Origin of the sequence: Ligilactobacillus sp. MP3 (genome assembly GCF_024436335.1) — a bacterium.
Lineage (GTDB): Bacteria > Bacillota > Bacilli > Lactobacillales > Lactobacillaceae > Ligilactobacillus > Ligilactobacillus salivarius.
Genome location: NZ_JANFQI010000010.1, coordinates 1 through 15,378 on the forward strand (window position 1 = coordinate 1; position 15,378 = coordinate 15,378).

General features: G+C 33.4%; 16 protein-coding genes and 1 pseudogene. 13 read left to right on the plus strand and 4 right to left on the minus strand.

Annotated elements, in window-relative coordinates; translation table 11 throughout:
• Positions 1 to 649 (plus strand): MucBP domain-containing protein (locus NOU10_RS07670; protein ID WP_255906485.1); only part of this gene is annotated, 649 nt, incomplete at its 5' end.
• Positions 650 to 713: 64 nt separating this feature from the next.
• Here NOU10_RS07670 and asd read toward each other — a convergent pair.
• Positions 714 to 1,805 carry an aspartate-semialdehyde dehydrogenase gene (gene asd / locus NOU10_RS07675; protein ID WP_255906486.1) on the minus strand — a complete coding sequence of 364 codons (1,092 nt, stop codon included), beginning with the start codon at positions 1,803 to 1,805 and terminating at the stop codon, positions 714 to 716.
• A gap of 230 nt (positions 1,806 to 2,035) precedes the next feature.
• On the opposite strand from asd, the pseudogene NOU10_RS07680 reads away from it, so the two are divergent.
• From NOU10_RS07680 to NOU10_RS07710, 7 genes and pseudogenes are all read left to right on the plus strand, one after another.
• Positions 2,036 to 2,439, plus strand: a pseudogene (locus NOU10_RS07680) (MerR family transcriptional regulator).
• Between the two features lie 11 nt (positions 2,440 to 2,450).
• Positions 2,451 to 2,579, plus strand: a complete 129-nt coding sequence (locus tag NOU10_RS07685) for a hypothetical protein (protein ID WP_255906487.1) — start codon at positions 2,451 to 2,453, stop codon at positions 2,577 to 2,579.
• Positions 2,580 to 2,857: 278 nt separating this feature from the next.
• Positions 2,858 to 3,697 carry a pur operon repressor gene (gene purR, locus NOU10_RS07690; protein ID WP_250200859.1) on the plus strand — a complete coding sequence of 280 codons (840 nt, stop codon included), beginning with the start codon at positions 2,858 to 2,860 and terminating at the stop codon, positions 3,695 to 3,697.
• Between the two features lie 132 nt (positions 3,698 to 3,829).
• Complete coding sequence (locus NOU10_RS07695; RefSeq protein ID WP_255906488.1) at positions 3,830 to 5,047, plus strand: MFS transporter; 1,218 nt, start codon at positions 3,830 to 3,832, stop codon at positions 5,045 to 5,047.
• Between the two features lie 142 nt (positions 5,048 to 5,189).
• The gene (glmU, locus tag NOU10_RS07700; RefSeq protein WP_003702576.1) at positions 5,190 to 6,599 is read left to right on the plus strand and encodes a bifunctional UDP-N-acetylglucosamine diphosphorylase/glucosamine-1-phosphate N-acetyltransferase GlmU; all 1,410 of its coding nucleotides are present in this window, start codon (positions 5,190 to 5,192) and stop codon (positions 6,597 to 6,599) included.
• An 89-nt stretch (positions 6,600 to 6,688) separates the two neighbouring features.
• The gene (locus NOU10_RS07705) at positions 6,689 to 7,666 is read left to right on the plus strand and encodes a ribose-phosphate diphosphokinase (protein ID WP_003699646.1); all 978 of its coding nucleotides are present in this window, start codon (positions 6,689 to 6,691) and stop codon (positions 7,664 to 7,666) included.
• A 71-nt stretch (positions 7,667 to 7,737) separates the two neighbouring features.
• A complete protein-coding gene (locus NOU10_RS07710) occupies positions 7,738 to 8,238 on the plus strand; it encodes a GNAT family N-acetyltransferase (protein WP_255906489.1) in 501 nt (166 codons plus the stop codon).
• Positions 8,239 to 8,411: 173 nt separating this feature from the next.
• On the opposite strand, the gene NOU10_RS07715 is transcribed toward NOU10_RS07710, so the two are convergent.
• On the minus strand, positions 8,412 to 9,251 hold the full coding sequence (locus tag NOU10_RS07715; protein WP_255906490.1) for an aldo/keto reductase: 840 nt from the start codon (positions 9,249 to 9,251) through the stop codon (positions 8,412 to 8,414).
• Between the two features lie 5 nt (positions 9,252 to 9,256).
• Complete coding sequence (locus NOU10_RS07720; protein ID WP_160944843.1) at positions 9,257 to 9,493, minus strand: hypothetical protein; 237 nt, start codon at positions 9,491 to 9,493, stop codon at positions 9,257 to 9,259.
• Between the two features lie 142 nt (positions 9,494 to 9,635).
• On the opposite strand from NOU10_RS07720, the gene NOU10_RS07725 reads away from it, so the two are divergent.
• The 5 genes from NOU10_RS07725 (at position 9,636) to NOU10_RS07745 (ending at position 14,345) form a co-directional block, all read left to right on the plus strand.
• Positions 9,636 to 10,406, plus strand: coding sequence for a nucleoside phosphorylase (locus tag NOU10_RS07725; protein ID WP_255906491.1), 771 nt, complete (start codon positions 9,636 to 9,638; stop codon positions 10,404 to 10,406).
• A 74-nt stretch (positions 10,407 to 10,480) separates the two neighbouring features.
• Entirely contained in the window at positions 10,481 to 12,103 is a 1,623-nt protein-coding gene (locus NOU10_RS07730; RefSeq protein WP_255906492.1) for an ABC-F family ATP-binding cassette domain-containing protein, read from the plus strand.
• Between the two features lie 72 nt (positions 12,104 to 12,175).
• Complete coding sequence (locus NOU10_RS07735; RefSeq protein WP_255906493.1) at positions 12,176 to 12,412, plus strand: MBL fold metallo-hydrolase; 237 nt, start codon at positions 12,176 to 12,178, stop codon at positions 12,410 to 12,412.
• A 65-nt stretch (positions 12,413 to 12,477) separates the two neighbouring features.
• Entirely contained in the window at positions 12,478 to 13,695 is a 1,218-nt protein-coding gene (locus NOU10_RS07740; protein ID WP_255906494.1) for an RNA-guided endonuclease TnpB family protein, read from the plus strand.
• Positions 13,696 to 13,844: 149 nt separating this feature from the next.
• Complete coding sequence (locus NOU10_RS07745; protein WP_255906495.1) at positions 13,845 to 14,345, plus strand: metal-dependent hydrolase; 501 nt, start codon at positions 13,845 to 13,847, stop codon at positions 14,343 to 14,345.
• A gap of 49 nt (positions 14,346 to 14,394) precedes the next feature.
• Here NOU10_RS07745 and NOU10_RS07750 read toward each other — a convergent pair whose 3' ends face one another.
• Positions 14,395 to 15,360 carry a biotin--[acetyl-CoA-carboxylase] ligase gene (locus tag NOU10_RS07750; protein WP_255906496.1) on the minus strand — a complete coding sequence of 322 codons (966 nt, stop codon included), beginning with the start codon at positions 15,358 to 15,360 and terminating at the stop codon, positions 14,395 to 14,397.
• Between the last annotated feature and the right edge of the window lie 18 nt (positions 15,361 to 15,378).

Below are 15,378 nucleotides of genomic sequence, written 5' to 3' on the forward strand. Positions count from 1 at the left end.
CACAACAGAAGAAAAGAGCTTTGATGGCTACCACTTCGTAGGAATGGATAAGACATCCGATTCTGCAAATGGTAAGGTAACCGAAGGTGACAAACATATCGTTTACGTATATGAAAAAGACCCAGAAGTACCAACAACACCGGTAGAAAAGAAAGGTTCCGTATATGTTAAATATGTGGATGAAAATGGAAATGAACTACCAGGTGGCGAAAAGACAACTGTTGTTAAAGATGGTAATGTAGGTAGTTACTACTTCACTACAGAAAAAGACTTTGATGGTTATACATTTAGTCATATGGCTGAAGGTTCTTCAGATCCAACAGGTAAGGTTGTTGAAGGAGACCAACAAGTTGTTTATGTATATACAAAGAATAATACTCCACAACCAGAACCTAACAAACCAGAAGTACCAACAACACCTGAAACTCCAGCAGTTCCACAAGAAGAAAAGACTACAACAGATACTCCTGTTAAGACTTCAACTTCAAAAGTGAATGCTGAAAAAGTAACTGTGAATAAAGCTACAGTTTTACCACAAACTGGAGATAAGAAAGAAAATAACAGTTCGGTTATGGGCTTAGTCTCTCTAGGATTAGCAGGTCTTTTAGGTTTAGGTATTAAACGTAAAGAAGAAAAAGATAATCATTAATAAATAAAAAAGAAGCTTTGATTTACGAGAAAAAATTCGTAAAATCAAAGCTTCTTTATTTTGCTTATTTTTTAGTGATATAACCTTGAGCCTTTAATAATTCAGCACATTCAACAGCGCCACCAGCAGCACCACGAGCAGTGTTGTGTGATAGACCAATGAATTTCCAGTCATATACTTTATCTTCACGTAAACGACCGATAGAAACACCCATACCATTTTCGTAGTTTACATCTAATGCAACTTGAGGACGGTCATCTTCAGTCATATAACGAATGAATTGTTTAGGAGCACTAGGAAGTTCTAATTCTTGTGGAACACCACGATAATCTTCAAGTGCTTTAATTAATTCTTCCTTAGTAGCAGGTTTTCTGAATTTAACAAAAGCAGCTGCAGTATGTCCGTAAAGCACTGGTACACGAACACATTGAGTAGTAATAACTGTATCATCAGCTGGGACAATAGACTTACTTTCAGCATCTACATGACCCCAAATACGAAGAGGTTCTTTTTCTGATTTTTCTTCTTCTCCACTAATAAATGGAATGATGTTACCTTCCATTTCTGGCCATTCTTTGAAAGTCTTTCCGGCACCAGAGATAGCTTGATATGTAGTAGCAACTACTTCATAAGGTTCAAATTTCTTCCAAGCAGATAATGCTGGTGTGTAGCTTTGGATAGAGCAATTTGGTTTAACTGCGATAAAGCCATGTTTTGTACCTAAACGTTCACGTTGGTATTTGATAACTTCAGTATGTTCAGGATTAATTTCAGGGATAATCATAGGAACATCTGGAGTCCAACGGTGAGCACTATTATTAGAAACAACAGGAGTTTCAGTTTTAGCATATCTTTCTTCAAGTGCTTTAATTTCATCTTTAGACATGCTGACAGCTGAAAATACAAAGTCTACATTAGAAGTAACTTTTTCTACATCATTAGCATCTAAAACAACCATATCCTTAACACGTTCAGGAATAGGTGTTTCCATACGCCAGCGACCGTTAAGAGCTTCTTCGTAAGTTTTACCAGCACTACGAGGGCTAGCTGCTAATTCTGTAACTTCAAACCAGGGATGGTTATCCAAAATCGCAATAAATCTTTGTCCAACCATACCAGTAGCACCAATAACTGCTACTTTTAATTTTTGACTCATTTTAAAACCTCATTTCTCATAATTATTGATATTAAACCTATCATAAGTTAATTTTATACAAATTACAAGTAAAGAGAATGCGATTCTATAAAGAATAAATACAACTAATTATTTTGTTAAATGGTGGGAAATCTTTTTAAGAAATTATTTATATTTCTTGAAAATAAGTGATTTGACTTTGAGCTAACTCTAAGTGATATTCTGATAATTAAAATGGAGGGGGGATGAATATGAACTTAACAATTACCCAAGTGTCAGAAAAGTATAATATTACGCCAGATACACTAAGATATTACGAATGTATAGAACTGCTACCTAATGTTCCACGTCAAAGTAATGGAAATCGTTATTACGATGATAGTGTGCAAGAATGGATTGAAATGATAGCTTGTTTGCGTCATTCAGGTGTACCTGTTGAAAAATTAGTTGACTATGCTGAAATGATTCAGAAAGGCGATTCGACGTTACAAGCACGTGAAGATTTATTGAAAGAGCAACTGGCAAATCTAAAAGAAAAACAACACAATCTTAATCGTTCAATTGCACGTTTAGAACATAAAGTTTATATGAATCTGGAGAGATTAAGCAGCATAAAAGCTATTTTACAGAATATAAGATTATGGAAGATGAGTAAGGAGATTTTTAATGAAAACTACAGTATTTTTATTTCATCCAAATTTGAACAATTCAACCGTTAATAAAACATTAGCTCAATCTTTGGACAATGACATTGAAGTTAGAGATATGTATAGTCTTTATCCAAATCGTCATTAAAAAAAGAACGGATGACTGACGATAGATTAGGAAAGCATCGCCAATAGTTTAAAAAATATTTTGAAATTGGAAAATTTATTTCTAAATTAATTGCTGAAGATATAAAATAAAATTGCCTTAATCTTTTTCTTAGATTAGTACCTCTAAATTTATATTTTATTAAAAAACGAACTTTATTATAAAAAATAATAAAAAAACTAGGAAAATACCGTAAAATGACGTATAATATCTAAGTATTATAAAATAGAAATATGATGGATATTTTAGGAGGTATTAGTTTGAAAACAAGACGAAGCGACAGATTAATTGATATGACGCGTTATTTTATGGAACGACCACATACATTAGTGTCATTAACTTTTTTTGCCGAACGTTATGAATCTGCTAAATCATCAATCAGTGAAGACTTGGCTATTATAAAACGTACTGTTAAGTTAAGAGGTATAGGAATTTTAGAAACAATACCAGGTGCTACAGGGGGAGCTATTTTTATCCCATCTATTGATGAAGATGAAGCACGTGCATTTATCGAAGATATGACTGAACAACTTTCACACCAAGATAGATTATTACCTGGGGGATACGTATATTTATCTGACTTACTTGGCAGACCAGACGTTTTGAGACACGTTGGTCGTGTGATTGCACGTCAATATATAAATAAGCAAATTGATGCAGTAATGACAGTAGCTACTAAAGGTGTTCCAATTGCACAAAGTGTAGCTTCATATTTAAATGTTCCATTCGTAATTGTGCGTCGTGATTCTAAGATTACTGAAGGTTCTACAGTATCAGTAAATTATGTATCTGGGTCTAGTGAACGCATTGAAAAAATGGAATTATCCAAGCGTAGTTTGAAACGTGGTTCTCATGTATTAGTAGTAGATGATTTCATGAAGGGCGGCGGTACTGTTAACGGTATGAAGTCCATGATTGAAGAATTTGAATCTGAACTTGTGGGAATTACTGTTTTTGCAGAAGGTGCATTTGATGGTCGTCGAATGGTTGAAGATTACACATCATTATTAAAAGTTGATAGTGTTAATACAATTGATAAAACTATTCACGTAAGTCCAGGAAATTATTTAGAAAAAGTCTTTGGCAAAAAAGAAGATTAAAATATAAAAGATAGGAATGAATTATTTACGGTACATGTGTACTTAGTAAATAATTTATTTTTTTAATGAAACTTTCCGAAAAAAATGATAAAATAATTATAAATTAATTATAATATGTGGAGGGCGGATTGTATGGGGGATAAAAGATCTAATTTATTTCAGTTACTAAAAGCTGGAACGACAACAATCATTAATGCGTTAGGTGCAGCGATATTTACTTATGCTTTGTCATTAAAGCTATTAGAAATAACAGGTTCAGCTTTAGGTTATGGAGTGAATATATTTATCGGACCAATTATTGGCCTAATTTTATCGCCAATTATTAGTAAAGTTGTAGATAAATATCCACGCAAAAATGTCGCGATTGTAGCAGAGATAGCTTTGGTAATTTGCTTGGCAATTTTCCTAATTATTTACCCACTAACAGTGAAAACTAATCTATTGGTTGTATCAGTAGTATTTGTAAGTATTAGTAATATTTGTGCTAGATTTTTCTCAATTTCATATCTTTCATCAACTCCAGACATAGTTTCTAAAGATTACTTGCAGAAGCTAAATGCGATTCAAACGACAGGGGTTGCGATTGCAGGTATTGCTGCACTACCATTAGCAGGGTATATTTACGGGAAAATCGCATTTGAATACATAATTTTAATTGAAATTATAACTGAAATTTTGACTATCTTTTTGACAGTAATAACTAAATTTAAAGCTCATAGAAATGAAGAAAAAGCACATGAAACGGGTAGAAAGTTAATTGAAATTTTACAAGGTAATATGGAATTAACTAGATTAACAATGATAGCTATGCTTTTGAATTTAGCAGTAACTTCATTAACGATTGGTGTTCCATATGTTGTTATTCATGTTTTGAAATATAGTTCAGTAGTCAGTGGAGATATTCAAAGTTTGTATTCTATTGGAGTAGTTCTAGGAGGAGCAGTAATAGCTGCAATTAATATAAAGAATATTACTAGATTTATTATAAGACTATATTCTTCTTTTGCGGTAGCGTTATTGATCTTAGGGATCTCATTATCATTCTTTAAACATGAGACTTTGATAATCTTCATCGTATTTGAACTAATTTTAGGAATTTCAACTGCATTATCCGATCCTCCATTATTTACCTATGTTCAAGAAGTAATTCCTAAAGAAAATTTAGGAAAAGTTATGACATTCTTGTATACATTAGCACAACTTCTCACACCAGTTGGAGTGCTGATTTACAGTACTTTATTCGCTAAAATTGATTATCCAACAGTCTTTCTAATTAGTGGAATTGTAGTTAACATCATCGTTATCGTTGTACTACTTTTCTTAGGGAAAAAATCTAAGAATTTAGCATAATTGTTAGAAATTAAAGAGAATACTAAGAACGAAATCTAATCTTGATTAAGATTTATTTTGACTTCAGTTTCAAACCTTGTTATCAGTGGTAAAAATAGAGTATGATACAGTAGTAAATATTAATTTGACAAGGAGAAATATTATGACTTCTAAATATGCTATCATCTTGGCTGCTGGTCAAGGAACACGCATGAAATCAAAGCTATATAAAGTACTACATCCAGTATGTGGAAAGCCAATGGTAGATCATGTATTAACTGAAATTGAAAAGAATAACATGGATGAAATTGTGACAGTTGTAGGTCACGGTGCTGAAATGGTTGAAAAGACTTTAGGTGATCGTACAAAATACGCTTTACAAGCAGAACAATTAGGAACAGGACATGCTGTTTTACAAGCTGAAAAATTACTCGGTGATAAAGATGGTATGACTTTAATTGCTTGTGGAGATACACCTCTTTTCACAGCAAAGACATTTGAAGAATTATTTGAATATCACAAATCTAAAGGTGCGGTAGCTACAGTTTTAACAGCTCATGCTGAAAATCCATTTGGCTATGGTCGTATCATCCGTAATGAAATTGGAATTGTGGAAAAAATTGTTGAACAAAAAGATGCAACAGCTGAGGAAGCTGCAGTAAAAGAAATCAATACTGGTGTGTATTGTTTTGATAATAAAGAATTATTTGCGGCATTACATCAAATTAAAAATGATAATGCACAAGGTGAATATTACCTTCCAGATGTAATGGAAATTTTCCAAAAACAAGGTAAAGTTGTTGCTGCTTACCAAATGAAGAACTTTGAAGAATCAATGGGTGTTAACGATCGTATTGCTTTATCTAATGCAACCAAAGTAATGCGTCGTCGTATTAATGAAAACCTAATGCGTCAAGGTGTAACTTTAATTGATCCTGATACAACTTATATTGATATCGATGTAAAAGTAGGGTCAGATACAGTTATCGAGCCTGGAGTACAATTAAAAGGTAAGACAGAAATTGGTGCTGATTGCTATATTGGTGCTCATTCTGAAATTATAGACAGTGTAATTGAAGATGGCGTAAAGGTTACAAGTTCTTATATTGAAGATGCTGTAATGCATAAGAATTCTAACATTGGTCCATACAGTCATTTACGTCCTAAAGCTGAAATTGGCGAAAATGCTCATATCGGAAACTTTGTAGAAGTTAAGAAAGCTACAATTGGAAAGAATACTAAAGTTGGTCATTTAACATATGTTGGCGATGCAACATTAGGTAGAGATATTAATGTTGGTTGTGGCACAGTATTTGTTAACTACGATGGAATTAACAAGCACCATACAACAGTTGGAGATTACTCCTTCATTGGTAGTGCTTCAAATATTATCGCACCTGTAAATATTGCTGATCATGCTTATGTAGCAGCAGGTTCAACAATTACAGATGATATTGATGCACATGATATGGGAATTGCTCGTGGACGTCAAGTTAACAAAAAAGGTTATTTTGACCGTTATCCAGTAGCTGAAGCTGCACGTATTGCTGAAGAAAAAGCTAAAGAAGAGTAAGAAAAAACTAAATTTGCTTGATTTTAGACTATATTTTGACGTACTATTGTAGTAGGTAAAATAATAGGTATAAATAATTGGAGGCCGTTATGTCTGGACAATATTCTGATCCAAAGCTTAAAATTTTTGCTTTAAATTCAAATAAGCCTTTAGCAGAAAAAATTGCTGAAGCTGTTGGGGTACCTTTGGGAAAAATCTCTGTTGATCGTTTCAGTGATGGTGAAATCCGTATCAACATTGAAGAAAGTATTCGTGGCGATGAAGTATTTATCGTTCAATCAACATCTGCTCCTGTTAATGATAATTTAATGGAACTATTAATTATGATTGATGCTCTTCGTCGTGCTAGTGCAGCAACTATCAACGTTGTAATTCCTTACTATGGATATGCACGTCAAGATCGTAAGGTTCGTTCACGTGAACCAATTACAGCTAAATTAGTTGCAGATATGTTAGAAAAAGCTGGTGCAACTCGTGTGGTAGCTCTTGATTTACATGCTGCTCAAATTCAAGGATTCTTTGACATCCCTGTTGACCACTTAATGGGTGCACCATTATTGGCTGATTACTTCTTAACTAATGGTTTGGAAAAAGACGCAGTTGTTGTTTCTCCTGACCATGGTGGTGTTACACGTGCTAGAAAATTAGCAGAATTCTTGAAAGCACCAATCGCTATTATTGATAAGCGTCGTCCTAAGGCTAATGTAGCTGAAGTTATGAACATTATTGGTTCTGTTGATGGTAAACGTTGTATCTTAATTGATGATATGATTGATACAGCTGGAACAATTACTTTAGCAGCTCAAGCATTGAAAGATGCTGGTGCAGTAGAAGTATATGTTTGTGCTACACACCCTGTATTCTCAGGTCCAGCCATTGAACGTATTGAAAAATCTCCAATTAAGGAAATGGTTATTACAGACTCTATCAACCTTCCTGAAGACAAGAAGATTGACAAAGTTGTTCAAGTTTCTGTAGGTCCACTTATTGGTGACGCTATTAAACGTATTCATGAACATAAGCCAGTTAGTCCATTGTTCAAGAATCGTTTCCACAAGGAAGATTAATAATAAACATGTTGATAAGTCAGTTACTTTATGTAGCTGGCTTATTTTTTACACAAAAAGGGGGAATTTAGGTGGATAACGTAAGAATTAGGTTGATAACTGAAGCTGATAGTGGAGAATTATATCAATTGATTGTGGATAATCGTAATAATTTGGAAAAATGGATTGAGTGGATAAGAGATATTCACAATGAAGATGAGATGCATACATATATTCAAAAAATTATCCACACTAAACGTAAAGAAGCAACAATAACTTTTGTAATTTTACTGAATGAAAAAGTTATTGGAATGGCAGATATTAGCGATATATCACCAGATGGCAAAATGGGTGAGGTTGGACTTTGGCTAAGTGAAGAGTATCAGGGAAAAGGAGTTGCAGGTGCAGTTATAAGTAAGATTGAAAAGTACTCTAAATCAAAAACAAAGATAAATACCTTAAAAATGTTAATTAAAGCTAATAATGTTAATAGTTTGAAAATGGCACATAAATTAGGATATCAAGAGATTGAAAAATTAACATCTTGGAAAAATGGAGAAGTTAAATGGATAGTATGTGCTAAAAAATTCTAAAAAAGTCAAAATGTTAAATCTGGACATAGGACCAATTTGAAAATTGACGCAAAAACTATAGAAATTGCAGAAATTAAAAAATTGGTCCTGTGTCTAAAACGTAAATTAGACAAATTCGTATAATAAAAAAGCATCTATTATTTTTTAGATGCCTTTTTATTCGGATCCTAATTTTAAAATTCTTGGTAAACAGCAGGATCTTGATTCTTAGTTCTGCCATTAGGTTTATCCAAATTAGTAATAGCTGCGACTTCATCAGCTGATAATTCAAAATCAAAAATATCCAAATTGGATAATTGGTGTTTTGTAGAGTTAGCTTTAGGAATAATACCTACACCTAATTGGAATTCCCAACGTAAAATTACTTGAGCAACAGATTTATGATGCTTCTTGGCAATTTCAACGATTACAGGATCTTGTAATACTGAATTAGCTCTACCTAGTGGGCTCCAAGCTTGTGTGAAAATACCATGTTCTTTATCATATTCTCTTTGAACAGCTTGAGACCAATATGGATGTAATTCAATTTGGTTTACAGCTGGCATCACACCTGTTTCATTAGCTAAACGATCAAGATGTTCAGGTAAGAAGTTGCAGACCCCAATTGAACGAACAAGACCGAATTTTTGTGCATCAATTAAAGCTTGCCATGCTTCAACATAATGATCTTCTTTAGGATTAGGCCAATGGATGAGATATAGATCATAATAATCTAAGCCTGCACGATAAAGTGATTCTTGAATAGTAGGGATAGCTTCTTCGTATACTTGATGTCTTCCCGGAAGTTTAGAGGTTACAAAGATATCTTCACGCTTAAAAGATGAACGTTTGATTGCTTCACCGACTGTACCTTCATTTTCATAATTAAAAGCAGAGTCTAATAATGAATACCCATTATTTAAAGCACTGTTAATAGCGTTAACTCCTGTAGCACCATTCAATTTATAAGTACCAAATCCAAGTACAGGAATTTGATTACCATCATTTAAAGTATAGTTAGGAATTTTTGCCAAAATAATCACTCCTTATCATGGGAAACACGTTTAATTACAGAATACTTTTTACTTTCAGCTGCTTCTTGTTGTAGAGCCTTAGTTTCATCAAAGATAACATAAGGTTGACCATCTTTTTCTTGAACAATCAGAGCAGGGTTGTCAGCTTTTTTATGATAGATTTTAGCAGCAGTATAAGCCTTGTCGAAATCATAAGAACTAGAGATTGATTGTCCAGGATTGAAAAATACATTTTCACTCATAAGATCACTTCCTTACAGATTATGTAAATGATTTCACACTATAATTGTACCATTATTGTCAAAAATTTCTATATTCTAAACTTGTGAGGGTGATACTGATATGCTAATATTGTGTAAATTAATTTTGAAATGAGATGATAGAATGGACTATCAAAAATTGCCATTATTTATACATGATTATCCACAGGACGCAGTAATCAATCCAAACCATGAGAGTTTGAATTATAAGCTGCCAAAAAAATTAATTTATGCTTTTGTAACTAAAGAAAATATTGATAAATTTTTAGCAAGATATTCTTATCGAATTGTAGGGAGCATGGAGACAATTTCCTTTAATCCTAATGTCTATGAAATTAATTATGAAGGACAAAAAATAGGATTATGCCAAGCTCCACTTGGGGCACCAGCAGCTACGCAACTATTAGATTGGCTAATTGGTTATGGAGTAAAACAGATATTAGCTGTTGGTTCTTGTGGTTCACTAGAAGATTTTGAAGAAAATGAGTTTGTTATTCCAACAAAAGCAATTAGAGATGAAGGGACATCGTTGCATTATCTACCAGCTAGTGAAAGTATTGAATTAGATTCAAAGTTTGTACAGCAAGTAGAACAAATACTACAAGATTTTAATTATCGAATTCATGAAGTTACAACATGGACAACCGATGGATTTTACAGGGAAACTATAGAGTTGGTCAATCATTATCGTAAACAAGGAGTCGCTACAGTCGAGATGGAATGTGCTGCTTTAGCCGCATGTTCACAGTTTAGAAATGTGGATTTTGCCCAGATTTTATTCACAGCTGATTCACTGAAAGATGTTGATAATTATGATGAACGAGATTTTGGAATTGATTCACATCTAAAAGTATTGAAAATAGCGACAAAAGTTATGGCAAATTTAAAAAATTAATAATTTAGCTTGTTTTTAACAATAGAATTATGCTAAATTGAACTTATTACTTTTAATGAAACGAGGAAATTTATTTGATTACTGTAAGTGATTTAAGTTTAAACTTTTCTGGACGTTTACTCTATGATGATGTTAATTTGAAATTTACTCCAGGAAACTGTTACGGTATTATTGGTGCTAATGGTGCTGGAAAGTCTACTTTCTTAAAGTTACTTGAAGGAAAGTTAGAACCAACAACTGGAAATATTTCAATTGGTAGTAATGAACGTATTTCAAGCTTGAACCAAGACCACTTTGGTTTTGAAGAATTCACAGTAATGGAAACTGTCATTCAAGGTCATAAAAAGCTCTATCAAATTATGAAAGAGAAAGATGCGATTTATGCTAAGCCTGACTTCTCTGAAGAAGATGGGATTAAGGCTGCAGAACTTGAAGCTGAATTTGCAGAGATGGATGGTTGGAATGCAGAAGCAGAAGCATCACAACTTCTACAATCTTTAGGCATACCAGAATCCTTGCATGATGCTAAGATGAGCGAATTACCTGAAAGTGATAAGGTTAAAGTTTTATTAGCACAGGCTTTATTTGGTGAACCTGATATTTTATTATTAGACGAACCAACAAACGGTTTAGATGTACATACAATTTCATGGCTAGAAGACTTTTTAGCAGATTATCAAAATATCGTAATTGTGGTATCCCACGACCGTCATTTCTTGAACCAAGTATGTACACATATGTGTGATGTGGACTATGGCAAGATTAAGTTATATGTTGGTAACTATGACTTCTGGTTAGAATCTAGTCAGTTAGCTGCTAAACTTCAAGCAAATGCCAATGCTAAAAAGGAAGAAAAAATTAAAGAATTGCAAGAGTTTATTGCTCGTTTCTCTGCAAATGCTTCTAAATCTAAGCAAGCTACATCACGTAAGAAACAATTAGAAAAAATTACGTTGGATGATATTAAACCATCGTCAAGAAAGTATCCATTTATTAAATTTGAAATGGAACGTGAACTAGGAAATGATTTAGTTAAGGTTGAAAATATTAGCCATACTATTGATGGCGAAAAAATTCTTGATAATGTAAGTTTTATTATTCGTCCTGGCGAAAAAGTAGCTTTATTATCACGTAATGACTTAGCAACCACAACTTTAATGCAAATCTTAGCAGGTGAAATTAAACCTGATGAAGGTACTGTAACTTGGGGACAAACAACAAGTCAAAGTTACATGTCAAAAGACTTGAATGCTAGTTTCGATAATGATGAATTAAGTATTTTAGATTGGTTGCGTCAATTCGCTACTAAAGAGCAAAATGATAATACTTTCTTACGTGGATTCTTAGGTAAAATGTTATTCTCAGGCGATGATATTGATAAGCAAATCAAAGTGTTATCTGGTGGCGAAAAGGTTCGTTGTATTCTAGCTAAAATGATGTTAGAGCGTGCTAATGTGCTATTGATGGATGATCCAACTAACCATTTAGACTTAGAATCAATCACTTCACTTAATGATTCCATGATTGATTTCAAAGGTTCGATTATCTTTACATCTCATGACCATGAGTACATTCAAACAATCGCAAATCATATCATTGAAGTAGGTCCTAAAGGAATTGTTGATCGTTTTGACACTACTTACGATGAATTCTTGGCATTAGATTCAGTTCAAGAACAAGTGGAAAAATTATATTAAGAAAATACAGAGTCGTGCTTTTCTGTTGGAAGGGCATGACTTTTTTTCTTATAATAGTTTTGAGGTGATAATATGAAAATTACTTGGCATGGACATGCTTTTATCGAAATTCAAGTTGATGGAAAGCAAATCTTAATTGATCCTTTTATCACAGGAAATCCATTTACTAAGACTAGACCAGAAGATTTCAATCCAGACTATATTTTATTAACTCATTCACTGATGTTTGGGCGAGAAGCCAGTGGTTTTAATCACTGGAGGAATAGCCCTCGACTTGTTAAAGTCGACTCTCGCCGCCTCCTTTCTTAATTTTTATTATATTTTTCTCAGCTTTTGCATGTTATAATATAACTGTGAAAGGTGGTGAGAAAAATATGGAACAAACAGTTAATATTAAAGTTAAATTGAACATTTTAGAACCAAATGTTGGTATGAAATTTTCTAAAACAATGGAACAGTATCGCTTAGCTTGCAATTACGTTTCTGAATATTTATTTAATAATAATTTCCTATTGAATAAAAATGAAGTTCAAAAAGTAATCTATAACACTATTAGAGAAAAATTTAATCTTAAGTCACAAATGACTATTTCTTGTATTAGAAGTGTTATTGCACGCTATAAAACTGTCAAAACTCAAATGGCACGTAGACCTTATAAATATCAAGACCAAAATACTGGTGAGTGGTACCGTGAAGTACGTGATCTAAATTGGTTACATAAACCAATTTCTTTTAATCGTCCACAAGTAGATCTTCAACGTAATCGTGATTGGTCTTATTTAAGTAGCGGTCAATTATCCATTAACACCCTTGATGGTCGTGTTAAAGTCGAGCCTATTTGTCGTGGATTCAATCAGTACCTTGACGGTACTTGGAAATTTGGCTTAGCTAAATTACTTAAATCCAGTGGCAAATGGTATTTACATATTTCAGCCACTAAAGAAGTCGCTGATTTTGATAAACAAACCGTAAAACACGTTGTCGGTCTTGACCGTGGATTACGCTTTTTAGCTACTAGTTATGATGAACAAGGCAAGACTGCTTTTTTTGACGGTCAAGCAATTATGCGTAAACGTGCTAAATATCAAAAACTTCGTGCTACCTTGCAAGCTAAAGGAACTAAGTCAGCTAAAAGACGTTTAAAGAAATTATCTGGACGAGAGAACCGTTGGATAAGTGATGTTAATCATTGCTTATCTAAGACACTTGTCCAAAAATATGGTGCCAATACTTTGTTTGTATTAGAAAACCTTAACGGTGTTTCTTTTGAACGTACTGATTTATCTAAAGCTTTGCGTAATCAAAATAAATTATGGGCTTTTTATCAATTAGAACAATTTCTAACTTATAAAGCACACTTACACAATAGTGAAGTGGTTGAAGTTTCTGCTAAATATACATCTCAACGTTGTCCTAAATGCGGAATTATCAAAAAAGATAATCGCCATCATGAAAAACATGAGTATCACTGTACTAATTGTGGTTATTGTTCTAATGATGACCGTATTGGCGCTATGAATATCCAATTACTTGGAACTCAGTATATTAGTGGACAAGAACAACCTAAATTTGAACTAACAACTAATGCGTAAACGTGTTAGTTAAGTGGGTGTCGCCAACCACCCAATGATGTAGCCACGTATAGTGTGGGAGCAACGAAGTTGCGTTATTACCACTGACCGTAAGGTCGTGAGCTACAAGCCCCATGTCTTTAGACTGGGGCAGTTGACATCATGATCATGTGGGAGATACGGAAGAATTAGCTAAAAAATCAGGTGCGACAATTGTAACAGAGATGGATCTGGCTAATGATTACGCACAAAAAGGTTTCAAAGTTGAAGGTCCTAATTATGGTGGAACAGTGCATTTTGATTGGGGCGATGTTAAGATCATTCCAGCTTGGCATACAACTGCTAATGTGCCATTGGGTATGGCAACTGGTTTAGCTTTAACAATTGAAGGAAAATTAATTTATATCGCTGGAGATACTGGTTTATTCAGTGATATGAAGCTAGTTGGACGTAAGCAACAAATTGACTTGGCATTCTTACCAATTGGCGATTATTATACAATGGGACCTGACGATGCTGCTTATGCTACTTCATTAATTGATGCTAAAAAAGTTATTCCATATCACTTCAATACGTTTCCACCAATTAAGCAAGATGTAAATGATTTTTGGAAAGACGTTCCTGAAAATATGAAATTTACAGCTGAAATTGACAAACCATTTGAATTATAAAATACTAAATTGACAAAAAAGCCTGGAATGAAAATTCCAGGTTTTTTTCTTAATATCTAATTTTGGTGACTTCACCGGAACTGAAAATTTGTCCATCAGTAAGGACAATTCTTCCTAAATCATCAATGGTAGAAACTACACCAGTTATTATTTTATTTCCTTGTTTAATGCGAACTTCTTTACCGATAACAACAGATAATTTACGATATTCATCCATAAAATCAGCAGAAGTATAGTTACGATAAATAGCGAAAAATTCATCCAGACAACATGCAATAAACATATTTCTGGATACATGGTACTTTTCAGCTAATTCTTTAAGTGAACCAACTCTTTCCCTAAGTTCAGCAGGGAATACTTCTAGGGGAGTGGTATAGTTTATACCAATTCCGATAATAACTTGTGAGATACTTTGCGTTTCAAGGTTAGCAACACCCTCAGTTAAAATGCCACAAATTTTCTTACCGTCAAGTAATACATCATTAACCCATTTAATTTCTGTATCTTTGTGGAATAACTTTTTGATAGTACGACTAACCGCAATAGCGACAGCAGTAGTCAACAAACCAGGATTTAAATCATTTTGATGTTGATTTTCAAGCAAGATGCTCATATAAATACCGGTATTCTTAGGTGATTCGAATTTTCTGCCATAGCGTCCGTAACCTGCCGTTTGTTGGTCACTAATAATTACCAGTGGCTCAGTAGAATGACGTTGACTACTGATATTTTTAGCTTCAGAGTTAGTTGAACCGATAGTTTCATAAACATGCAGATCAAGATTATCAGTATGTAAATATTTGTTAATAAACGCAGTATTCAATACTCCATTATCAACTAGACAATATCCTTTTCTTGTTTTACTGGAAATTTCATAGCCTTGTTCTTTTAATTGTTTAACAGCTTTCCAGACTGCTGTTCGAGAAATATTTAGTTGATTGGATAATTCTTCTCCAGATGTATAATTTCTTAGATTTTGGATAAAATAATTTAAAACAGCTTTTTCAGTGTTCATGTAATACACCTCGATATC

Excerpts from the sequence above, each read along its gene's own strand:
- asd (WP_255906486.1), bottom strand. The coding sequence starts at position 1,805 with ATGAGTCAAAAATTAAAAGTAGCAGTTATTGGTGCTACTGGTATGGTT.
- NOU10_RS07685 (WP_255906487.1), top strand. The coding sequence starts at position 2,451 with ATGAAAACTACAGTATTTTTATTTCATCCAAATTTGAACAATTCAACC.
- NOU10_RS07695 (WP_255906488.1), top strand. The coding sequence starts at position 3,830 with ATGGGGGATAAAAGATCTAATTTATTTCAGTTACTAAAAGCTGGAACG.
- glmU (WP_003702576.1), top strand. The coding sequence starts at position 5,190 with ATGACTTCTAAATATGCTATCATCTTGGCTGCTGGTCAAGGAACACGC.
- NOU10_RS07705 (WP_003699646.1), top strand. The coding sequence starts at position 6,689 with ATGTCTGGACAATATTCTGATCCAAAGCTTAAAATTTTTGCTTTAAAT.
- NOU10_RS07720 (WP_160944843.1), bottom strand. The coding sequence starts at position 9,493 with ATGAGTGAAAATGTATTTTTCAATCCTGGACAATCAATCTCTAGTTCT.
- NOU10_RS07725 (WP_255906491.1), top strand. The coding sequence starts at position 9,636 with ATGGACTATCAAAAATTGCCATTATTTATACATGATTATCCACAGGAC.
- NOU10_RS07735 (WP_255906493.1), top strand. The coding sequence starts at position 12,176 with ATGAAAATTACTTGGCATGGACATGCTTTTATCGAAATTCAAGTTGAT.
- NOU10_RS07740 (WP_255906494.1), top strand. The coding sequence starts at position 12,478 with ATGGAACAAACAGTTAATATTAAAGTTAAATTGAACATTTTAGAACCA.
- NOU10_RS07750 (WP_255906496.1), bottom strand. The coding sequence starts at position 15,360 with ATGAACACTGAAAAAGCTGTTTTAAATTATTTTATCCAAAATCTAAGA.